The sequence below is a fragment of the Streptomyces sp. B21-083 genome (assembly GCF_036898825.1).
Lineage (GTDB): Bacteria > Actinomycetota > Actinomycetes > Streptomycetales > Streptomycetaceae > Streptomyces.
This window is the reverse complement of the sequence record NZ_JARUND010000002.1, coordinates 1,140,212-1,160,748: the sequence shown is the minus strand read 5'-3', so window position 1 is coordinate 1,160,748 and position 20,537 is coordinate 1,140,212. Positions and strand designations below refer to the sequence as shown.

Here is a 20,537-nt window from a genome sequence, read left to right as displayed (position 1 = left end):
CGATGTGGAGTCCGGCCAGTTAGATGGTGGCGGTCTTCTCGTAGCGGGTGGCGATGCCGCGCCACTGCTTGAGGCGATTGATGCACCGCTCGACGGTGTTGCGCTGCTTGTAGGCCTCGCGGTGGATCCTCGTGGTCAGTCCACCGCGTGAGCGGCCGATGGCGTGGTCACGGGGTTCGTCTGCCGGGGCCCTTTTTGCGGGCCCCGGCCGCGTGCTGGTGGGCCCGCACGATCGTGGAGTCCACCGAGACCCAGTTGAGGTCCTCGTCCGCGTCGGCCTGGGCCATCAGCGCGACGAACACCCGCTCCCAAGTGCCGTCAACGGCCCACATCCGCAGCCGGTTGTAGACGCCTCGCCAGTTGCCGTACTTCTCCGGCAGGTGGACCCACTGCGTTCCGGTCCGGAACTTGAAGGCGATCGCGTCGATCACCTCCCGGTGATCACGCCACCGACCACTCCACTTCGGCGTGCGGTCCGGGAGTAACGGCTCGATCCGCGCCCACTGCGCGTCAGTCAACGGCACACCCGGACCAACGACCGGCTGATCCAAACGAAATTCCCTAGGCCGTTCGTTCGGATCAGCAGACGGAACCAAGAGCGGGTGACTGCCGAGGCCGGTCCGGTCCAGGTCACATCCACCGCAGCAGACTGGAGTCTCCCGGGCCGGGCAGCTACTCCGCCGCCACGATGCGCTCCACTGCGGCCGTTACCAGTTGTTCACGCTCTGCCTCCGTGAAGACGTCCGGCAGGGTGAGCTGTTCCACGATCAGCCAGTTCAGCGTCAGCATGAGCAGCTTGACCGCCGTGGTGTCGCCGGGGAGACCGGAAGTCTCGTGATAGGCGACGTTGGCATCCACGTCGGCCCGGACCCGCTCCGTGAGGACCTTGCGCAGTTCGGGGCGGCGAGTGGCTTCGAGGCGGAGTTCCAGCAGGGCGAGGTAACCGGTACGGAAGGAGGTGATGCGGCCGACGAGTTCGCGCATCAGCTCTACGTAGGTGTCCCGGTCGCGGCCGGCCGCCTGCTGTCGGGCAATCGTGGCCTCGTCGGGCTGGAGTCGCTCGTAGACTCGGGCGCCGGCCTGAGTGAACAGGTCGTCGCGACTGGTGAAGTAGTTGGACGCCGTACCGGCGGGAACGGCCGCCTCGGCATCCACGGCCCGGAAAGTCAGGCCGCGCGCGCCTTCCCGGGCCAGCACCTCGATCGCCGCGTCGACGAGGGCCGCACGCCGCCGGTCATTCCGTCTCACCGTTGACACCACTCCAGATGTAGTACTACGTTCAAACCACTTCAAGTAGAGTACTACGTGTGGGGGATTCACTTTGCGGAAGCTCGTGTACTACATCGGCGTCTCGCTCGACGGCCGCATCGCCGGTCCCGACGGCGAGTTCGACTTCTTTCCGCTGGGCGACGAGCAGCAGGCCGCCACCTATTCGGCTTGGATGAACGCGCTGTACCCGGAGACCATCCCGACCGCTTATCGCGCGGCCGTCGGCGTCGCCGACGCGCCCAACCGGCGTTTCGACACCGTCGTCATGGGCCTCGGTACCTACCGCCCAGCCCTCGACAACGGGATCACCAGCCCGTACGCGCACCTGCGCCAGTACGTGGTGTCCAGCACTCTCAAGCCGGACACCGACGCAGCCGTCACCGTCGTGCCGAGTGATCCGCTCGCCCTCGTCCGCGAGCTCAAGGGTGAGGTGGGCGCCGTGCTGGACGTCTGGCTCTGCGGGGGCGGCCGGCTCGCGGGCAACCTGATGCCTGAGATTGACGAGCTGCTGATCAAGACGTATCCGGTCATTGCCGGCACCGGCGTCCCGGTGGTCGACGGTGCCTTCGACCCCACTGTCTTCGACGTCGCCGAGCGCACCGCCTTCCCCAACGGGGTCACCCTCACCCGCCTCACCCGCCGCTAGGTGATGGTCGCCGTCTTCTCGTAGCGGGTGGCGATGCCGCGCCACTGCTTGAGTGGTTGATGCACCGCTCGACGGTGTTGCGCTGCTTGTAGGCGTCGAGGTCGAAGGCCGGTGGTCTGCCGCCTTGTCTGCCGCGACGCAGCCGGTGGCTTCGCTGGTCCGCCGGGACGGGGATCACCGTGCGGATCCCGCGCTTGTGTAGGTATGCGCGGATCGCGCGTGAGGCGTACGCCTAATAGGCGTTAAGGGCTGGGAGTTGGATCAGCGTGGTGAACACCTGCTGCCAGGTGCTGTCGCGGGCCCACACCCGCAGCCGGTCGTAGACGCCTCGCCAGTTGCCGAACTTCTCCGGCAGGTGGACCCACTGCGTTCCGGTCTGGAACTTGAAGGCGATCGCGTTGATCACCTGGCGGTGGTCTCGCCAGCGGCAACCCCGCTTCGGCGTCCGGTCAGGTAGCAAGGGCTCAATCCGCGCCCGCTGCACGTCAGTCAACGGCACGCCCGGACCAACGATCCGATGATCCAAACGAAATGGCCTAGCCGAGTTGGAGGCAGTCGGCGCTCCGTCCGGCACCGGCCGTCGAGACGTCGAGGTCCGTGCCCAACAGGGACGCCCCTTCGGCATCTCCACCCTTGGTTAATATCGGGTACATGACGGAACGCTCGCGAGACGCTGGAACAGGCACCAGGCCGGAGGGTAAGAGCGGGGGGACAGCCAAGCGGGCCACAGGACGTCGCCCCGCGAAGCCGAAGGCCGAGGCGGACACCGGGAAGCGGCCGACGGCCCGGCGGGAACTCGTCGAGAGCGAGATCTTCGAGCAGGCGTCCCGGCTTTTCGCCGAGCGCGGCTTCTCGGGTACCAATCTGGGGGACATCGCGGAGGCGATGGGTATCACCCGGCCTGCTCTCTACTACTACGTGAAGAGCAAGGAGGACCTGCTGGCCAAGCTGGTCGCGCAGATGACGGAGGGTCCGGCGGCGGAGATCGAGGCTCTCGCCGCCGACGAGACCGTCGACCCCGGCGTCCGGTTGCGTGAGATCGCCCATCTCATCGCGTTCCAGCGGGCCAGCCAGCCCAAGCGCTTCCAGCTGCTGCTCCGGTCCGAGGCGGACCTGCCGCCGGAGGCTGCCAAAGCCCACCAAGCCGGCATGCGGGCCGCCATGCTGGGGCTCATGCGGGTGATCGAAGAGGGCATTGTGAAGGGGCAGTTCCGGCCGGTCGACGCCCGGGCGACAGCGCTCGCGGTGGCCGGCATGTGCAACTGGGTCGCCTGGTGGCACCACCCCGGCGATCACCACTACACGGACGCGGAAGCCGCCGGGCACGTGGCTGACCTGGCAGTGGCCATGGTGATGCGTTCAGATGACCGCACGCCCGAGGACGCCGGTCCTAAGGCAGCCCTGGCCCTGATCAGGCAGGACCTGGACTACCTGGAACGAATCATCGAGGGCTGACCGCTCCGCCGACCGTTGTCAGCCGATGGAGACCATGGCGAGCCATTCCGGTCCAGGGCGGCCTGGCTGAGCTCACCTTCGCTAGCCCGCGCAACCTCACGGGACGGCCGAGCGCGCGGGCGAGGCGCTCGCCGGACAGGGGAGCCTCTCCCCGCCGCAGCAGGAATGGGATTACGCCTCACCGGTCAGGCGCGAGCCCAGTGACCCCGCTACGCCGGGGCCGGCAGGTACCCCGGTCGTGCTTGGAGATGTTGCGCGAGACCGTGCAGAACCTCGGCCGGTGCGAGCTCGTCACCGTCTGGCCGGTCGAAGGAGTGGTGCGGAAGCCTCACGAGGCGCAGGTCACCGTCGTTGACCAGGCCGGCGAGCCGCCCGTCGTCACCGTCGAGTACGTGCAGCGCCAACCGTTCCCGTAGCGCGGTCCGGGACGTCATCAGGGCGTCGTACGTGGGGAGAGCGCCCTTCGGCCCAAATTCGGCATGGTGTTCTACGCACGCAAGCTCTGGGACGGTGTGGCGCACGGCCCCGCGATTCAATACTGGACCGCCAACACGGACGCTCCCGGCAGCCTCGGCCCGCTCGACCGCTCCGGCGCCTGGTGGTGCGTGGCTTTCGGCCTGAACCAGGAGACCGGCCCGCGGCGCGGACGCGACTGGATCCGGGCCGCCACCGGAGTCGCCACCGGGGTCGAGCTCCTGTCCATCGCCCCGGGACGGCCCGGATGTAACTGGCCAACCCGAAGAGCGACGGACTGGTCTTCCTCGCCTGCGCCGCGGCCCATCTCCATCCGAAATCCGCGACCGGGCGCGCGGTCGCCGACAGTCGGATGCAGGAAACCAAACACGCCGAGTTCCACTCCCTCAGCCTGGTCCTTGAACCCGATTACGCCGACTCGCCCATCGTCGTGCCGACGGTGGCGGAAGGTCCGGGCCGTCCCGGCCACCGCCTGCCCCATGTCTGGCTGGGAGAGGGCGTCTCGCTCTACGACGAACTCGGGAAAGGTCTGAGTCTCGTACTCGTCGAAGGACGGACCGTCGCCGCGAGCGAGGCCACGGCCGGTTTTCACCCGGCGGCCGAACGGCACCGCGTCCCGCTGACCGTCGTCGACCTGCACCGCCCCGACCTGCGGTACCGCTTGGGTAGCGCGATGCTCCTCGTCCGCCCGGATCAGCACGTCGCCTGGACGTACGCCCAGGAGGCGCCCACCGATCCTTGGTGCGTCCCGGACCGCGCCAGAGGGCCTGACCGCAGGCCGTCTTGGTGGGAACCACGGAAGCGACCAAACCCGAGCGCCCTCCAGCGAGCGCACAGGCGCTCTCCAGCACGCGCACCGGTGCGTTCACCGGGAGCAATGGCTACTCGGCAAGCGCGAAGAAGTGCGTTCGGAAATCCCGAACAGTGCGGCCGGTATGTTCCTCCTTGACGTCCTCAACGTTCTCGTAAGATAGTTGACGTAAGTGAAAGCAGGGTGTTCCGGCCCCGCTTTCGATCAGGACGAACTCTCGGTCGGCACCCCTTCCCGCCGAGACACCCAGTGCGCCTGAGGAGCCGCCGAGATGCTGATCATTCATGACCGTGACGGTGCCCGAAACGAGTTCGAGCCCGTCGAGGGCAAGCCCCTGATGTTCCAGCTGCGGCCGATGAAGATCGGGGTCATCGGCCTGTGCAACGGCAACGCGGTCTGCGGGACGTGTCACGTCTATGTCGAGGAGAAGTGGCTGGACCGGCTTCCGGCGGTGGAGGAGCTGGAGGAGGAACGGCTCGCCGAGATCCCCGAACGCCGCAGCAACTCCCGTCTCACCTGCCAGATCGAGTACCGAGCGGACCTCGACGGACTCGAACTGACGGTGGCCACCCGCGGCTGAGCCACCGCCCCCACCGCTGCGCACCCCCATAGCCCGTATCCCGAACCCCGGTGACGCACTGCGGCGCGCACCACATGAATGGAGTGTCATGGCCAAGCACGACTTCGGTGATTTCCCGTCGAGTCTCCGGGGAGCGACGTTCCGGCCCGGAGATTCCGGCTATACGGAAGCGCGCACGATCTGGAACTGCCTCACCGCGGACGCCACGCCGGCGTTCATCGCGCAGTGCGCCGACACCGAGGACGTCGTGACGGCCGTGCGCTACGCGTCCGACCGCGACCTGCCGTTCGCTCTGCGCAGCGGCGGACACTCGATGGACGGCGTGGGCATGCCGGACGGCGCGTTCGTCATCGACCTCTCCCAGTTGAAGAGTATCGAGGTCGATCCGGTGAGCGGAGTCGTGCGCGTGGCGTCGGGCGTGAAGCTCGGCGAGCTGGATGCTGCCACGCAGGAGCATGGGCTCGTCGTACCCTCCGGGACGGTCACGACAACCGGCGTCGCGGGGCTCGCCCTCGGCGGGGGTCTGGGTTTCAACTCCCGCCGGTTTGGGATGACCGTGGACAACACGCTCTCCTACGACATGGTCACGGTGGACGGCCGGCAGATCCGCGTCAGCGCGGACGAGAACCCGGAGCTGTTCTGGGGACTCCGGGGCGCCGGACGCAACCTCGGGATCGTGACCTCGTTCGAGTTCCAGGGCCACCGGGTCGGGCCGGACGTGCACAGCGGTCTCGTGCTCTACCCGCTCGACCAGGCCGAGAAGATCCTCACCGGGCTCGACGCGCACATGGCCGGGGCGAGCCGTGCCTTGACCGTGGACCCGGTGCTGCTGCCCGCCCCACCGCTGCCCGGTCTGCCCGAGTCGCTGGTGGGCGTCCCGATCCTGATCCTGGTGGTCGTCCACACCGGCGATCCCGCCACCGCCGAGAAGGAGGTCGCTGCGGTCGCGGCCCTCGGTACCCCGATGGCGAACACCGTCGGTCCCTCGACATGGCTCCAGGCCAACAGCATCCTCGACGTCATCGCTCCGCCCGGCCGCCGCAATTACTCCCGGGGCGGTTACATCGCCGGACTCACCCCGCCGGTCGCCGCGGCCTTCATCGAGCAGATGAGCAAGGCACCCGCTGCGGACGGGCCCGGAGTCAGCGCGGCCATCGCGATCCAGGCCGTGAACGGCGCCGTGCACGACTTCGACGAGGACTCGACGGCCTTCTCGCGCACCGGAGCGACCTGGCTGTGGGAGGTCGTCGTCCAGTGGGACGACCCCGCACGCGACGCCGACTTCCTCGACTTCACGACCGACGTACACGCCTCGGTGCAGCCTTACGTGCTGTCCAACAGCTACGTCAACCTCACGGCCAACCAGGGCGAGGAGTGGATCCGCGGGCTGTACGGCAGCCCCGAGAAGTTCCGCCGCCTCCAGGCACTCAAGGCGGAGTGGGACCCGCGCAACCTGCTGCGCTTCAACAAGAACATCGAACCGGCGAGCTGAGGAAAAAGAGACGCCAGATGGGCAACCACGACACATTGCTCGACCGCCTCGCGATCCGCGAGCTCGTCGAGAACTGGATGATCTTCCGTGACAACCGCGAATGGGACCGCTTCCTCGACGTCTGGCACGACGACGGCGTCGTGATGACCACCTGGGGCGGCCAGGCGACCCCCCAGCAGTTCGTCGAAGGGGCGAACAAGGGGTTCGCCGCCGGCAACCAGGTGCTGCACTCCGGTGGCGCCGTCACCGCCCTGGTCAACGGCGACCGCGGCTTCGCGATGTCGAAACTGCGGATCATGCAGCGTGGCCTGGTCGAAGGCGTCGAGTGCGACGTCACCTGCATCGGTGTCATCTTCGACTTCGCGGAGCGCCGCGCGGGGCGCTGGGGACTCGTGCTGCGCCAGCCCGTCTACGAACGTGACTACATCGCCCCGACCGACCCGAACCAGACCGTGCACCTGGACCCCGAGATCATGGCCCGCCGGCCCGACGGCTACCAGCGCCTCGCCTACCTCCAGGAGAGCCTTGGGAACAAGATCGTGCCCGACATGCCGACCGAGACCGGGACGCGGCGCGAGGCACTCGTCCAGGCCCGGGAGGCATGGCTGCGCGGCGAACCGCTGGCCTGGCCGTCGTAGCCGCGGAGAGTGAGCCCCGTCGTGAGCGCGTCCTGGGATCTGCGTCAGCTGGAGTGCTTTCTGGCCGTCGCGGAAGAACGGCACTTCCGCAAGGCGGCCGAACGGCTGCACCTCAGTCCCGCCAGCGTGAGCGAGGCCGTCGCGACACTCGAACGGCGGCTCGGCGGGCGCCTCTTCGACCGCTCGACGCGTCGGGTGCGCCTCACCCCGCACGGAGCGAGGTTCCTCGACGACGTGCGGGAACCCTATGAACAACTGCGCCGGGCGCACGAGTCCGCACGAGCCCGCAGCAAGGACCGTGCCGGGGTCGCCCTCGCCTACACCCCCGAACTCGGGCTACTCTTCCTGCCTTCCCTGCTGAGCAGCCCGACCGTCGCCTTCCGTCCCAGGTTGATGCACACCCCGCAGCAGATCCGGGAGATCGAGGACGGCACGGTCGATCTCGGGTTGTGCTGGTCTCCCGCGGTACGGCGCCCGCTGACCGCGGTTCCGCTCTGCGAGATCCCGGTCGTGGCCGTCCTGCGCGAGGACGACCCGCTGGCGGCGGCTCCCGAGATCCCGCTCGGTGAACTGCGCAACCGCCGCGTGCTCGCGGTGCCCGGACACGACAACCCTTTCGTCGAAAGCCACCGACGGGCCGGCTTCGTCGAGGCCGGCGTCATCACACCGGACCTCGACGAGGTGCTGAGATACGACGAGTTGGCCGTTCAGGTGGCGACCGGGAACCGGGTCGGACTGCACCCCGCGACACTCGCCCTGACCAACCGCATCCCGGGCGTCGTGTTCCGTCGGGTGGTCGAGCCGAGCCTGTACGAGACGATCTGCGTCATGACCCGCGTTCCGGCTCAACACCCCGACGTGGACGCGGTGTTGAACGCCCTGTCGCAGACGGCCGCGGAGCTCGACGGAGACCGGCTGGGCACGCTTCTGGCGCCGGGCCCGATTGTTCGGCCGACGCCAACAGTGTCGTCGGAAGTAGCTCGTTGATCGCCGCGGACCGCGCGCAGCAGCATGACGGTGCTCGCCGTCCCACCCCTCGGACGCCTGGAGGTCGCCGATGAACGCAAACGTGGCACAGACGGTTCCCCGACCACCCGCGTCGTACGAACTGACCACACCACCGGAAGGCGGGCGCTCCTCGTACGTCCGCGGCCAGAACTTCTGCGTCGGGCACACCTGGATCGACGCGGGCGAGTCCCTCACCGAGCCCGACCTGCCCGACGAGCACATCGTCCTCGTGCCCGAGGCGACCGAGATCACGGTCGGCGTGCCCGGCCGGGCCGAGGTGCGCGTCACCGGCCCTGCTCTGGTGATCGTCCCGGCCGTTCCGAGCCGGATCGTCGCCCGCGGCGCGGCCACGCTCACCCGGGTGTTCACCACCCGCGCCCCCGACGTCGTGGCCCGCGCCGGCAACACCGCGCTGTATGAAGACCCCGACCCGTCGGTCGTACCGCTGCCGGAGCGGCCGCCGGTGCCAGGCCCCGGCACGGTCCGGGTCCACCGGGCCGACGACGTCCCGGTGGACCCGGACCGGTTCGGCCGGATCTTCCGCACCGACTCGCTCATGGTCAACTGGTTCGCACCCGAGTACGGCGAGCGCGACACCGACAAGCTGTCGCCGCACGTGCACTACGACTTCGAGCAGGCGTCGGTGACCCTGCGCGGCGATTACATCCACCATCTGCGCAGCCCCTGGACGCCCCGGCTGCGGGAGTGGCGCGACGATCAGCACCTGCGGTGCGCGAGTCCGTCCGTCACCGTCATCCCGCCGGGCATCGTCCACACGAGCCGCGCCGTCGGGGGAGAAGTCCACGAGCTCGTCGATGTCTTCGCGCCACCGCGCGCCGACTTCGCCGACCGGGGCTGGGTCGTCAACGCGGCCGACTACGCGGGGAGCGGCACATGACCCCGCCGTGGTCGGCCGACCACCCCGCGCTCGGGACGTGGGTCAAGGTGCCCACGCCCGAGGTGGTCGAGATCCTGGCGGGGACCGGGCTGGACTTCCTCGTCCTCGACGGCGAGCACGGCACCTTCGATCCGCGGTCCCTGTCCACCATGATCTCGGTGGCGCGCGGCCACGGCACCCCCGCGTTCGTCCGGGTGGCGGGTTACGCCCCAGGTGACGTCCAACCGGCACTGGACGCCGGCGCGGCCGGGCTCTTCGTCCCCCACGTCGACAGCGCCGCCATCGCCCGCGCGGTGGTCGGAACGTGCCGTTTCCCGCCCCTGGGCCGTCGCGGCGCGAGCCCCAACACCCGGGCCGGAGAATGGGGGCGCCTGGACTCCAAGCGCTATCTGGCCCAGGGCAACGACGAGGTGACACTGGTCGCGCAGCTCGAAAGCCCCGAGGCGGTGGGCGAGGCCGACAAGATCGCCGAAGTCCCGGGCATCGACGCGGTGTTCATCGGAGCGTACGACCTCGCGGTCTCGGCCGGTGTGGAGCCGGGCGGCGAGGCCGCACGGGCCATGGTCCACCAGGCGGAGGCCCGGTGCCGGGCGTCGAGCCTCAGTTTCGGCGGGGTCGCCTTCTCCGGGTCGGAAGCGGGCGAACTCCTCGGCCGAGGCCACCACTTCGTGATGGTGGGCAGCGATGTCGCGTTCCTCGGCCGGAGCGTACGCGACACCGTGTCGGAGGTGCGCGGATGAACGAGCGGCCCGCGCGGCGGGAGGAACTCCTCGAAGTCGTCACGGCGTTGTGGTTCGAGGTCGATCACCACAACGGCGCACTGGCCTCCGGCTTCTTCCTCCCGGACGCCGAACTCCGTTTCGCCGCACGGTCCTTCCACGGCACCGACGAGATCGACGCCGTCTACGCCGACCGGGCAGCACGCGGCCCCCGGGTCTCCCGGCACGTGGTCACGAACCTCCACGTCACCGCCGCAGCGGCCGATCGGGCGTCGGCCGTCTCAACGGTGATCCTCTTCGCCGAGGACGGGGAGCCCCCGCGTCCGACCGTCACCCCCGCGATGGTCGGCGACGTCGCGGACGTCTTCGAACGGCACGGCGACCGCTGGCTGATCCGCTCCCGCCGCATCGATCAGCTCTTCATCGCACCCACCACAGTCCTCGCCGTTCCGACACGGTAACTCGCTTACAGAGAGCAGGAGTTCGTAATGAACGAGCCGCACATCGCCGGCCCGGGCCCGCGCGGGATGCTGCCCATCGCAGACGCGATCCTGCACGCGGATCTGCTGCCGGAAAAGGACGCCTGGGAGCTGTCCGCCGCGCTGCGGCACTACCGGGACCCCTACGTCGGCGTCACCACCGACGGACGCCCCCGGCCGGACCTGTACACCCTGAAGGACACCGGGATCTCCGCCCGGAGAGCAGTCGACGCCGCCCGCGCCTACCTCGACACGCTGGAGCCGTACCAGCGCGGGCTCGCACGTCTTCCGATGGACTCCCCGGACTGGCGGCTGTGGACGAACGCACTGCCGGTGTGGACGCCGAAGGGCATGCGGCTGGACCGGCTGACCGAGGCGCAGCGCGAGGCGACACTCGCGGTGATGGAGGCGAGCCTGAGCCCGGAGGGCTTCCACGTCGTGCGCAGCGCCATGAAGCTCAACGGCGCACTCGGCGAGTACGTCGACGACTATCGCGACACACTGCGCGAATACGCCTACCACTTCACCGTCTTCGGGGACCCCGCCGCGTCCGAGCCCTGGGGCTGGCAGCTCATGGGCCACCACGTGGACGTCCACTGCGTCTTCGTGGGTACCCAGGTCGTCCTCGCCCCGGTCTTCCTCGGCGCCGAACCGGCGATCGCGCAAGGCACCCGCTACGCGGGAGTCCGCGCCTTCGACGAGGAGACGGACCACGGCCTGGCCCTACGGCGCGCTCTCTCACCGGACCAGGAGGACCGATTCCTCCAAGGCGATTCCCTGCTCGCCGCCGACCTGCCGCCCGAACTCGCCGGCCCCTTCAACGGCCGCCACCTCGCCGGGGCCGGCGCGGACAACCTGGTGCTCCCGGCCGAGGGGATCGCGGGCGAGGAGCTGACCGACGCCCAACAAGGTCTCCTCCTCGACCTGGTGAAGGTGTACCTCGGCCGTCTCCCCGCAGACCACGCCGCAGCGAAGCTCGACCAGGTCGTGGACCACCTCGACACCACCCGCTTCGTCTGGCGCGGTCAACACGGCGACACAAGCCCCTTCTACTACCGCGTCCATTCCCCGGTCCTGCTGATCGAGTACGACAACCATCCCGGAATCTTCCTGGACAACCGGGAACCGGAGCGCTTCCACGTCCACACGATCGTCCGCGAACCGAATGGCAACGACTACGGCAAGAGCCTTCTGGCCCAGCACTACGCACTGCACCACTCCTGACCCGGCGGACACCGAGCCGATCTTGGGCAAGCCGATCCCGTACGGGGTCCAGGACCTGACCGCGGACAAGGGCCGGGCCGACAGCACGCCGCCAGGGTGAGGAAAGTGGGGAGCTGTAGAAGGAGCCTGCCCGGGGGTGTCGCCGTCGAGCCGGAGGACCAGGGGCTCGGGCGCTGGCGCTGGCGCGGGTGACCTGACCACCGAGCTGCACCCTGGCCGTAGCGGGCATCAACGGGGCTGTGTCCGACACTCGGTTACTGGGAGATGTCCTTCACGAGGCGGGTGGCTGCGGCCCGGCCTTCGGGCGTGGGTGTCAGTGGGTAGACGTGCACGGCGCCCGCGCAGACCGTCACGTCGAGTGTCGTTCCCTCGGCGGCTGCGCGGTCGCGCAGGCGGCACACGTCCGGGTAGAAGATGTCGCGGGTGCCGATGAACACCGACACCGGTGCGAGGCCGTTCAGCGGGCCGTTGATGGGGCTCAGGCGCGCGTCGGACGGATCGTCGCCGCCCGCCCAGGCGTGGCCCATCTCGACGAGGCCGGCCGGGGACAGCCACGGGTCGTGCGGTGCGGCGGCCTGCACCGCGGGTTGGCTGAGGGTGAGGTCGAGCCAGGGGGAGATCAGATCGATCCGGCGGGGCTGTGGCAGGCCTGCCGCCGGGAGTTCTTGGGCGATGCCGAGCGCGAGACCGCCGCCGGCTGAGTCGCCGGCGAGGGTCACCGCTGCGGCGGGCAACCGCTCCAGCAGCTGCCGGTACACCTCGATCACCAGCGGATACGCCTCGCGGTAGGTGTGCTGGGGGGAGAGACCGTAGAGAGGCACCTCGACCTGGACGCCTTCGTCGGCCAGCGCGCCGACCAGGGCCCAGTGCTGTTTGGTGATCTCGCTGGTGTATGCCCCGCCGTGCAGGTACACGGCACCGCGAGTGGCCGCCTTCCCGCGTGGCAGGACGGTCCAGCAGTCGAACCCGCTGACCTGCCGCACCGACACGTCGTGGCGTCGGCTCAGCGCGGCAGGTGGCTGTGCAGGCCCCTTCGGCTTGCGCATCCGGTCCCGGGCACGCTCCGCGGTCGACAAGCCGGGCTTGGCGGTGACCCGCAAGTACAGTGCGACGGCATGCATCGCGAGGCTCATTTGCTCCTCCAGCAATATTGATGCGTCAGCGTATCCGCATACATCCCGCCGGCAACGCCGGACGCACCTGTCCCGGACGCTGGACCATCGGTCCCGCCGTCGCCCGACTCGTGCAGCGCGCCGCCTCACGGGCGAAGCCACCCTTGACCGGCGACAACCTGGCGTGGGGCGGTCCACATTGGCCTACCTGGCGACTGGACGGGTCCGGCCGGTCCGACTGTTACGGCGTGGAGAACAGGCCGGGCCCCGCAGGTGACGATCCGTCGGTGCGGACACCGTTCGTGACCCGGAGGAAGTCCAGTTTCTCGGCGTCGTCGGAACCGGCGGCCACCGTGTACACGACGAGACGGACGTCGCAGCCCGGGACGGTGAGCACGTCGCAGTCGCATGTCACCTCGCCGACCTGGGGGTGTACGACGGTCTTGCGGGCCGAGACGTGCGGACCGACGGCGCCCTCGTCCCACAGCCGGGTGAACTCCGCACTGGTGGAGCGCAGTTCCGCGACAAGGTCGATCAGTCCCCGGTCGCGGGGGTAGTCGACGAGAGCCGTGCGCAGATCGGCGACGAGGGCTGGATGCAGGGCGTCGCCGTCCCGGATCACTGGCCAGTTCGCGAGCCGGCTGGGCCCTGCGGCGAAGGCCGCCCGCATCAGGTTCCGCTCGGCCTGTGTCCGTCCGCTGGGGTCTCCCATCAGCACTGCCCATGCGGGAGTCCAGGACAGCAGGGTCCAGTCGGCACTGAACACGCCCACGGGGAACTCCCCGAGGCGTGCCAGCATCCGCTGGACCCCCGCTGGAACATGGGTGGAGATCGTCCCCTCCTGCGGTGGGAGGAGGCCGGCCAGCCGGTAGGCGTGGTCGCGCTCCATGGGTTGCAGTTGCAGTGCCCTGGCCAGGCTCGCGACGACCTGCGCCGAAGGGCTCGTCGCACGCCCCTGTTCCAGCCGTACCACGTAGTCGACCGACAGCCCTGCGAGGTCGGCGAGTTCCTCGCGCCGCAACCCCACGGCACGCCGTCCGGGCCGCGAAGTCCGCCCGACGTCGAGAGGGGAAAGCCGGTCGCGCCAGCGGCGCAATGCCGTGCCAAGGGTCTCGTCCACTCGGCCATTGTGTCCGCCGGGCAGGCGGTGTGCCTGGTACTGGCAGTCCTACCGTCGCAGGGGGCACTGGTTGTCCTCACGGCACGGGCCGACAGTGAACGCATGACAACAACATTCATCACAGGAGCCAACAAGTCCCTCGGGTACGAGACCGCCCGCCGACTGATCGAGGCCGGCCACACCGTCGTCCTCGGCGCTCGCGATCCCGAGCGCGGCCAGGCCGCCGCCGAAGCCCTCGGTGCCCGTTTCGTCCAGATCGATGTGACCGACGACGCGTCGGTGACCGCGGCCGCCGCCGACATCGGAGCTCGCGAGGGCGGCATCGACGTCCTGATCAACAACGCAGGTGTTCTCGGACCGTACAGCCCCGCCGACCAGCTCACGGCCGCTGACGCGAGCGCGGTGTTCGAGGTCAACGTCGTGGGGATCGTCCGGGTGACGCACGCGTTCCTGCCCCTGCTCCGCAAGTCCGCGAGCCCGGTCATCGTCAATGTGTCCAGCGGCATGGGGTCGTTCGCGCTGACCCACGACGCCGAGCGCGTCGAAAGCCAGGCCATCGTGCCCCTCTACACAGCGTCGAAGGCCGCCGTGACCATGCTGACCACGCAGTACGCGAAGTCCTGGCCGGACCTGAAGGTGAACGCGGTCGACCCGGGCTTCACCGCGACCGACTTCAACGGGCACCGCGGCCCGCAGACCGTGACCGAGGGGACCGAGGCGATCGTCGAACTCGCCTCCATCGGAGCGGACGGACCGACCGGGACCTTCCGTGACCGTCACGGTGAGGTGGCCTGGTGATCCACCTCTGAACCCGGAGCGTGCCCGGCAGGGACGAGGCCGTTACTGGAACATCGTTTCAGGTGTGACCTGCCGGGTGTGCACCCAGCGGTCCGCGATCAGGAAGGACCATGGTCATTCCGGTGACGATCATCGGCGCGAGGCTCGGAGGAATTATCACCGTACGCATGGCGCAGGTGGGCCCCGACGGCCCGACCGGCGGCTACTTCGACACGAGGGCACGCTGCCCGGGTGAGACCACAGCTGCACGCGCCGGGGGTGGCGCGCCCTCGGCGCGCAGCCGCGCCCCGGCCTCATGGGCCAGCTCGGTGAACTGCCCAGCAGCAAGTCGGAGGCGGCTCCATCGGACATGTCGATGCTCGGCCCGCTGGCGGGTCACTGCGGCGGCGGTTCGGTCTACGCTGCCGCGACAATGCTGGGCTGGAGGTCGTGCCGGGGACGCACCGCATGGATCTGTTCTGCCCGGAGCCGGCGGACCGGAGGTGTCGTTCGTCCGCGAGTATGTTCCGCCGCCCGGCCCGGCTCTCGTGTCCGTCGGCATAGCCCCGGGCGACCTCCCTTATTTCAATGGCAGCCTCTGTCACGGCACCCAGCCCCGCCGCCCACCGAACGCTTCCGGCGCTCCTTCATCGGCGACTACGTGGGCTGCTCCACCGAACGCATCGGCCGGTACCGCGATGGGCGGACGATGACCGGCGCCCTTGGCGCTAGGCGAGGGAGCGGGCCGGGCCCTGCTGCCGGCTCAGCCCAGTTCGAGCAGCCCTCGCCGGACCGTCTCGGACACCGTGCTCGCCCGGTTCTCCGTGCCGAGTTTGCGGTAGACGTGGACCAGGTGGGTCTTGATCGTGGCCTCGGTGAGATGGAGAGAGACGGCGATGGAGCGGTTGCTGTGGCCCAGTGCCAGCAGTCGTACGACCTCGATCTCCCGGTTGCTCAGGGCTGCCCCCGGATCGGCCAGGTGACCGGCGAGGTGTCCGGCGGCCTCCGGGGCGAGCCCCGTCCCGCCGGCCGCCGCGGCGCGCACGGCCCGGAACAGTTCCTCGGGCGGTCCCGCCTTGCGAATGTAGCCGCGGGCGCCGGCCTCCATCGCCCGTACGACGTCGCCCGGGTGCCGGATCCGGTGAGGACGACGACCCGGCTGCCGGGGGCGTCGGCGGTGATCCGCCGGGTCGCGTCGAGGCGTTGCCCCCGGTGCGGGGGGCCGTGTCGTCGGTCAGCCGGAGGTCCATCAGCACCACGTCTGGGCGCAGCCGCGCGGCGAGCCGTACGGCCTGGTCGCCGTCACCGGTCTCGCCGACGACGTCGAAGCCGGGCTCGCATCGTCAGCGGCGAAAGCGCGCAGCAAAAAAGGCCCGGGTCGCTGACCTGGGTCTTTGTCATGGAGCGGGTGACGTGAATCGAACTCGCACTCCCAGCTTGGGAAGCGGCGGCGCCTGGGTCGGCCGTATGGCTCTGACCTGCGCGGATGACTGCCCGCTGGGGTGGTCGTTTCGGTCGGGTCATCCGCTGTTGACCGTAGCCCCGGCCGGCTGCAAGCGCCTCGACCACGCGGCAGGCCGTGTAACTCGCCACCGTCCCCGGCGTGGTGTGGGTGACGCCGGCCGCTGCCGTCAGCCGCCGCACCGGAACCGGCTCCCTCGGAACGGCCGGCGCTCGTTCCGGCGGCCCCTGCTTCCTGCGGCGCGGCCGCCGCCACGAGGCCGACGAGGTGAGCGGGGAGGGCTGGAGGCAGTCGGGTCAACTGAGGTGCCCCAGCAGCCTGTTGCCTGCCCGTCGAGGCTCGGGAGATCCGTCGGCAGTCGGCTCGCTTCGGTCGCTTCGCCTCATGAAGGCCGTGGAACTTGTGTGAAGTCTCAAGAACTATTGGGTCATCCGTGCGATGATCGGCAACCGTCCGAGATCGTCTTCGGACCACGGCGACCAGAGGCGATCGCCCCGTCGCTCGTGCGCACACGTTCCTTCCTCAGCAGGGATTCCGTATGTCTCCCACCCCCCACAGTTCCCCGATACCCGGCGCGGTCCGTGTGGCCCGCCTCGCCGTCGTCGCGGGGCTGGTGGCCACGTTCTGCGCCGCCGGGCCGACACCTGGTGCCTTCGCGGCCGACGTTCCGCAGGCCCCACCGACACTCGACGACCCGCTCAAGTCCACGCACGACAAGCTCGGTTCCTTCGACGCCGCCCTGCTCGCCGAGGCCAGGGCCGCCGGCGAGCAGAGCATCACGATGATGATCGCGACCGCGCCCGGCGACACCGATGTGGTCGCCCGGCAACTCGACGCCGTCAAGGGCGGCTCCGTAGGCCGTACTGACGACAGGCTCGGCTACGTCCGGGCCACCGTCCCCGCCGACAGGGCGGAATCGGCGATCGCGGCCGCCGCGAGGCTGTCCTCCGTGCAGGCCATCGACCTACGGCAGAAGATCAGGATCGCCCCGCCTCCCGCTGTAACCAACAGGATGGCGAACGGCGCGTCCGTGCGGGCGAGTTCGGGCACCGAACCCGCGAACCCCGCCCCGGGCAGGAACACCCCCGCCAAGAACCCCTACAACCCCTCCTACGAGACGGGCGCCGTCGACTTCGTACAGAAGAACCCCGAGGCCGACGGCCGCGGCGTCACCATCGGTGTCGTCGACACCGGCGTGGACCTCGCGCACCCGGCGCTGCAGAAGACGACCACCGGCCAGCGGAAGATCGTCGACTGGGTGACCTCCACCGACCCGGTCACCGACGGCGACGAGACCTGGCGGCGGATGACGACCAGGGTGTCCGGGCCCGACTTCACCTACGGCGGCAAGACCTGGAAGGCCCCGGCGGGCTCGTACCGGATCAACCTCTTCCACGAGTCGGCCACCAAGGCCGGTGACATCACTGACGGTGCCCCCGACGGCGACGCGAACCGTGACGGGGACACCACCGACGACTGGGGCGTGCTGTACAGCCCCGGGGCCGGCACGGTCACCGTCGACGTGAACGACAACCACGACTTCACCGACGACAAGCCGATGAGGCCGTACGGGGATGGCCACCAGATCGGCTGGTTCGGCAAGGACAAGCCGTCCACCAGGATCTCCGAGCGGCAGCCGTTCGTCGTACAGATCCGCAAGGACGTACCCCTGGACCCGCTGGGCGCCGACTGGGCCGGCAAGAAGTCCGACTACGTCGACATCGGTGTCGTCAGCGACTGGCACGGCACGCACGTCGGCGGAATCGCCGCAGCCAATGGCCTGTTCGGCGGGAAGATGAACGGCGCCGCTCCCGGCGCGCAGATCGTCTCGGCCCGTGCCTGTGGGTTCGACGGTTTCTGCTCCACCACCGCCATGACCGAGGGGATGATCGATCTCGTCGCGAACCGTGGTGTCGACGTCGTCAACATGTCCATCGGCGAGCTGCCGGCGGTCAACGACGGCAACAACGCGCGCGCCGAGCTCTACCAGCGCCTCATCGACCAGTACGGCGTCCAGCTGGTCGTCGCGGGCGGCAACTCCGGTCCCGGCGCCAACACCGCGGAGGACCCCGGCCTGGACGACAAGGTGGTCTCGGTGGCCGCCGGCGTCTCCAAGGAGACCTGGGCCGCCAACTACGACTCCGTCGTGAAGACGAAGTACTCCGTGTTCCCCTTCTCCTCGCGCGGCCCGCGCGAGGACGGCGGCTTCGCCCCGACCCTGGTGGCGCCCGGCTCCTCGGTCAACACCACCCCGACCTGGATGCCGGGCATGGTGCAGGGCACCAGCTGGAAACTGCCGCCCGGCTACGCGGCTTACCAGGGCACGTCGATGGCGTCCCCGCAGGCCACCGGCGCGACCGCGCTGCTGCTGTCCGCCGCGAAGGGGCGCCACATCGACCTGCCGCCGGCGAAGCTCCGCACGGCCCTGACGTCAACGGCCAAGCACATCCCCGGACTTCAGGCCAACGCGGAGGGCGCCGGCCTCATCGACGTCAACGCCGCCTGGAAAGCCATCGAACGGGGCGTGTCGGCTTACGACTACACCGTCAGCGCCCCGGTCGACACCGCGCTCGACCAGAAGCTGAAGACCCCGGGCTTCGGCACCGGTATCTACGACCGTGAGGGCGGGCTGAAGGTTGGCCAGACGAAGACCTATCCGGTCACCATCAGCCGCACCTCGGGCCCGGACGCTCCGCTCTCGCACGAGCTGCGGCTGAAGAACAACGCCGGTGACACCTTCTCGATCCCCGGCCCCAAGTGGGTCGTACTCCCGCTGAACAAGCCGGTCACATTCCAGGTCCAGGCCTCGCCCACGTCCGTGGGTATCAAGACCGCCCGCCTGGAGGTCGACCAACCGGCCACGGTCGGCACCGACAAACAGATCCTGACGACCGTCGTGGTCTCCACCCCGGCGAAGTACGTCTTCTCCGCCCGGGGCTCGGTGCAGCGCAACGGTGTGAAGTCGTACCTCGTGACCATCCCCGAGGGCACGCGGAAGCTGGAGGTCGCCATCGGCGGGGAGAAGGAGGGCGGCTGGGCGTACTTCCAGGCGGTCGACCCGTACGGCCTCCCGCAGGAGGACGACGACGACGCGATCGACGAGGCCGCGTGGGCCAACCCTCGGGCCGGTGTCTGGGAGATCACCGTCAGCACGTTCTCCTTCACGGAGCCGTTCGACAACCCGTACGACCTCAAAGCCACCGCGTACCGCGCGTCCTTCGGCCCGAAGCCGGTGACCGTCCCGCAGGCCAGGATCGGCACCGCGTCCGCTGTCTCGTGGAAGCTCACCAACACCTACGCGCCGGTGGACGGCACCCTGAAGGACGGCCCGCTCGGCTCCGAGGAGACCGGTCGGCCGACCATCGCCGAGGGGGCCACGCGGACCACCACCGTCAAGGTCCCCAAGGGCACCGCATCGCTGGACGTGGCCATCGGCGGCGTCTCCGACGAGGGCGCCGACCTGGACCTGGCGGTGTACGACTCCCACGGAGCCCAGGTCGCCCAGGACGCGGACTCCGACTCCGACGAGTCCGTCTCCATCGCCCACCCGGCCTCCGGGACCTACACGATCGAGGTGTTCGCCTTCGAGGCGCCCGCGGGTTCGACCACGTACGACTACCGCGACGTGTTCTTCTCCACCACGCTCGGCTCGCTCAAGGCCGACGGTTCCAAGGCGGTGAAGCTCGGCATGGGAGCGTCGAGGAAGGTCTCCGCACACGTCACGCCCGCGGCGGTCCCCGGCAAGGACCGTCGGCTCATCGGCGAGGTACGACTGGTGAACAAGCTCAGCACGGTCGTGGAAACAGGCACCGTGGCCATCGCGAAGGTCACCCGGTAGGCGCACGGTCCGCGGGCAGTGGCGACACGGCCCGCGGACCTCAGGCGCACGGACATCCCGGACATCGCCACCGCGCGCTCCACCGGCAACAACGCGGGTTCCGGCCAGGTCATCTCGTTCTGGGCGGATCTGAACTGCACCGTCCTGGTGGTCAGGACGACCCCCGGCCAGACGGAATGGGGCGCGGGCAGCAGGCTGGCCCACACGGGTGCCCTCGCGTACCTCCCAGGCCTCCTGACAACGACCGGAGCCGGGCCGGGCGGTCCGTGTGAGAACACGGACCGCCCGGCCCGGCTTTCTTGCGCGGGGTCCGGGAAGCCCAGGACCATGAAGGAGGAGGATTTGGCCGAGCTCTCCGGCATGGTGATGTCGGGGGACTCGGCCTTGTTCAGGTCGAGTGTGATCGTCAGGTGTGCCCGGTCTCCCGCAGGGCGGTCAGGGTGCGGCGGAGGATGCCCGAGTCCCGGGCGTCCTCCTTCGCGGCCCGGGCGGTGCCCTGGTGGCCGGCGATGACCTTCAGACGGTTTCGCTGATT

General features: G+C 69.5%; 18 protein-coding genes and 4 pseudogenes. 14 read left to right on the top strand and 8 right to left on the bottom strand.

The features are described 5' to 3' along the window. Positions 1 to 19 precede the first annotated feature (19 nt). Together QA861_RS29295 and QA861_RS29290 are read right to left on the bottom strand one after the other, a co-directional pair. Positions 20 to 524, bottom strand: a pseudogene (locus tag QA861_RS29295) (IS5 family transposase). 148 nt (positions 525 to 672) lie between these two features. Continuing rightward, the gene (locus QA861_RS29290; RefSeq protein WP_334591688.1) at positions 673 to 1,260 is read right to left on the bottom strand and encodes a TetR/AcrR family transcriptional regulator; all 588 of its coding nucleotides are present in this window, start codon (positions 1,258 to 1,260) and stop codon (positions 673 to 675) included. Positions 1,261 to 1,321: 61 nt separating this feature from the next. On the opposite strand from QA861_RS29290, the gene QA861_RS29285 reads away from it, so the two are divergent. Beyond that, positions 1,322 to 1,915: a dihydrofolate reductase family protein gene (locus tag QA861_RS29285; protein ID WP_334591687.1), complete on the top strand. Its 594-nt coding sequence runs from the start codon at positions 1,322 to 1,324 to the stop codon at positions 1,913 to 1,915. A gap of 11 nt (positions 1,916 to 1,926) precedes the next feature. Here QA861_RS29285 and QA861_RS47190 read toward each other — a convergent pair. Together QA861_RS47190 and QA861_RS29280 are read right to left on the bottom strand one after the other, a co-directional pair. Beyond that, positions 1,927 to 2,147: pseudogene (locus tag QA861_RS47190) on the bottom strand (transposase); the annotation flags it as partial. Next, positions 2,148 to 2,399, bottom strand: a complete 252-nt coding sequence (locus QA861_RS29280) for a transposase (RefSeq protein ID WP_334594876.1) — start codon at positions 2,397 to 2,399, stop codon at positions 2,148 to 2,150. A 167-nt stretch (positions 2,400 to 2,566) separates the two neighbouring features. Between QA861_RS29280 and QA861_RS29275 the strand changes: the two genes are divergently transcribed. Then, positions 2,567 to 3,370 (top strand): TetR/AcrR family transcriptional regulator, encoded by an 804-nt coding sequence (locus QA861_RS29275; protein ID WP_334591686.1) that lies wholly within the window; start codon positions 2,567 to 2,569, stop codon positions 3,368 to 3,370. 209 nt (positions 3,371 to 3,579) lie between these two features. On the opposite strand, the gene QA861_RS29270 is transcribed toward QA861_RS29275, so the two are convergent. Then, positions 3,580 to 3,804: a hypothetical protein gene (locus QA861_RS29270; RefSeq protein WP_334591685.1), complete on the bottom strand. Its 225-nt coding sequence runs from the start codon at positions 3,802 to 3,804 to the stop codon at positions 3,580 to 3,582. A 392-nt stretch (positions 3,805 to 4,196) separates the two neighbouring features. Between QA861_RS29270 and QA861_RS47185 the strand changes: the two genes are divergently transcribed. From QA861_RS47185 to QA861_RS29225, 9 genes are all read left to right on the top strand, one after another. Next, entirely contained in the window at positions 4,197 to 4,793 is a 597-nt protein-coding gene (locus QA861_RS47185; RefSeq protein WP_443041598.1) for an aromatic-ring hydroxylase C-terminal domain-containing protein, read from the top strand. 133 nt (positions 4,794 to 4,926) lie between these two features. Then, a complete protein-coding gene (locus QA861_RS29260) occupies positions 4,927 to 5,235 on the top strand; it encodes a 2Fe-2S iron-sulfur cluster-binding protein (RefSeq protein ID WP_334591683.1) in 309 nt (102 codons plus the stop codon). Between the two features lie 88 nt (positions 5,236 to 5,323). Beyond that, positions 5,324 to 6,727: an FAD-binding oxidoreductase gene (locus QA861_RS29255; RefSeq protein WP_334591682.1), complete on the top strand. Its 1,404-nt coding sequence runs from the start codon at positions 5,324 to 5,326 to the stop codon at positions 6,725 to 6,727. Between the two features lie 17 nt (positions 6,728 to 6,744). Next, complete coding sequence (locus QA861_RS29250) at positions 6,745 to 7,365, top strand: nuclear transport factor 2 family protein (RefSeq protein WP_334591681.1); 621 nt, start codon at positions 6,745 to 6,747, stop codon at positions 7,363 to 7,365. 21 nt (positions 7,366 to 7,386) lie between these two features. Continuing rightward, positions 7,387 to 8,352: a LysR family transcriptional regulator gene (locus tag QA861_RS29245; RefSeq protein ID WP_334591680.1), complete on the top strand. Its 966-nt coding sequence runs from the start codon at positions 7,387 to 7,389 to the stop codon at positions 8,350 to 8,352. Between the two features lie 70 nt (positions 8,353 to 8,422). Next, a complete protein-coding gene (locus QA861_RS29240) occupies positions 8,423 to 9,271 on the top strand; it encodes a cupin domain-containing protein (RefSeq protein WP_334591679.1) in 849 nt (282 codons plus the stop codon). Beyond that, positions 9,268 to 10,011, top strand: a complete 744-nt coding sequence (locus QA861_RS29235) for an HpcH/HpaI aldolase family protein (protein ID WP_334591678.1) — start codon at positions 9,268 to 9,270, stop codon at positions 10,009 to 10,011. The genes QA861_RS29240 and QA861_RS29235 overlap by 4 nt, the downstream gene beginning before the upstream one ends. Next, positions 10,008 to 10,451 (top strand): nuclear transport factor 2 family protein, encoded by a 444-nt coding sequence (locus QA861_RS29230; RefSeq protein WP_334591677.1) that lies wholly within the window; start codon positions 10,008 to 10,010, stop codon positions 10,449 to 10,451. Before QA861_RS29235 ends, QA861_RS29230 begins: the two co-directional genes overlap by 4 nt. A gap of 27 nt (positions 10,452 to 10,478) precedes the next feature. Beyond that, positions 10,479 to 11,693 (top strand): DUF3500 domain-containing protein, encoded by a 1,215-nt coding sequence (locus QA861_RS29225; protein ID WP_334591676.1) that lies wholly within the window; start codon positions 10,479 to 10,481, stop codon positions 11,691 to 11,693. 254 nt (positions 11,694 to 11,947) lie between these two features. Here QA861_RS29225 and QA861_RS29220 read toward each other — a convergent pair whose 3' ends face one another. Continuing rightward, positions 11,948 to 12,826: an alpha/beta hydrolase fold domain-containing protein gene (locus QA861_RS29220; protein ID WP_334591675.1), complete on the bottom strand. Its 879-nt coding sequence runs from the start codon at positions 12,824 to 12,826 to the stop codon at positions 11,948 to 11,950. Positions 12,827 to 13,046: 220 nt separating this feature from the next. Next, positions 13,047 to 13,925, bottom strand: coding sequence for a helix-turn-helix transcriptional regulator (locus tag QA861_RS29215; RefSeq protein ID WP_334591674.1), 879 nt, complete (start codon positions 13,923 to 13,925; stop codon positions 13,047 to 13,049). Between the two features lie 102 nt (positions 13,926 to 14,027). Here QA861_RS29215 and QA861_RS29210 point away from each other — a divergent pair, with 102 nt between their 5' ends. Together QA861_RS29210 and QA861_RS29205 are read left to right on the top strand one after the other, a co-directional pair. Further along, on the top strand, positions 14,028 to 14,723 hold the full coding sequence (locus QA861_RS29210; RefSeq protein WP_334591673.1) for an SDR family NAD(P)-dependent oxidoreductase: 696 nt from the start codon (positions 14,028 to 14,030) through the stop codon (positions 14,721 to 14,723). Between the two features lie 405 nt (positions 14,724 to 15,128). Beyond that, a pseudogene (locus QA861_RS29205) lies at positions 15,129 to 15,450 on the top strand (phytanoyl-CoA dioxygenase family protein); the annotation flags it as partial. 15 nt (positions 15,451 to 15,465) lie between these two features. Here QA861_RS29205 and QA861_RS29200 read toward each other — a convergent pair. After that, positions 15,466 to 16,039 (bottom strand): annotated as a pseudogene (locus QA861_RS29200) (LuxR C-terminal-related transcriptional regulator); the annotation flags it as partial. Positions 16,040 to 16,702: 663 nt separating this feature from the next. Between QA861_RS29200 and QA861_RS29195 the strand changes: the two are divergent. After that, the gene (locus QA861_RS29195) at positions 16,703 to 20,002 is read left to right on the top strand and encodes a S8 family serine peptidase (protein WP_334591672.1); all 3,300 of its coding nucleotides are present in this window, start codon (positions 16,703 to 16,705) and stop codon (positions 20,000 to 20,002) included. Positions 20,003 to 20,537: the final 535 nt, after the last annotated feature.

Coding starts and splice junctions, on each gene's coding strand:
- QA861_RS29275 (WP_334591686.1), top strand. CDS start 2,567: ATGACGGAACGCTCGCGAGACGCTGGAACAGGCACCAGGCCGGAGGGT.
- QA861_RS29270 (WP_334591685.1), bottom strand. CDS start 3,804: ATGACGTCCCGGACCGCGCTACGGGAACGGTTGGCGCTGCACGTACTC.
- QA861_RS47185 (WP_443041598.1), top strand. CDS start 4,197: ATGCAGGAAACCAAACACGCCGAGTTCCACTCCCTCAGCCTGGTCCTT.
- QA861_RS29260 (WP_334591683.1), top strand. CDS start 4,927: ATGCTGATCATTCATGACCGTGACGGTGCCCGAAACGAGTTCGAGCCC.
- QA861_RS29255 (WP_334591682.1), top strand. CDS start 5,324: ATGGCCAAGCACGACTTCGGTGATTTCCCGTCGAGTCTCCGGGGAGCG.
- QA861_RS29250 (WP_334591681.1), top strand. CDS start 6,745: ATGGGCAACCACGACACATTGCTCGACCGCCTCGCGATCCGCGAGCTC.
- QA861_RS29240 (WP_334591679.1), top strand. CDS start 8,423: ATGAACGCAAACGTGGCACAGACGGTTCCCCGACCACCCGCGTCGTAC.
- QA861_RS29235 (WP_334591678.1), top strand. CDS start 9,268: ATGACCCCGCCGTGGTCGGCCGACCACCCCGCGCTCGGGACGTGGGTC.
- QA861_RS29230 (WP_334591677.1), top strand. CDS start 10,008: ATGAACGAGCGGCCCGCGCGGCGGGAGGAACTCCTCGAAGTCGTCACG.
- QA861_RS29225 (WP_334591676.1), top strand. CDS start 10,479: ATGAACGAGCCGCACATCGCCGGCCCGGGCCCGCGCGGGATGCTGCCC.
- QA861_RS29220 (WP_334591675.1), bottom strand. CDS start 12,826: ATGAGCCTCGCGATGCATGCCGTCGCACTGTACTTGCGGGTCACCGCC.
- QA861_RS29210 (WP_334591673.1), top strand. CDS start 14,028: ATGACAACAACATTCATCACAGGAGCCAACAAGTCCCTCGGGTACGAG.
- QA861_RS29195 (WP_334591672.1), top strand. CDS start 16,703: ATGTCTCCCACCCCCCACAGTTCCCCGATACCCGGCGCGGTCCGTGTG.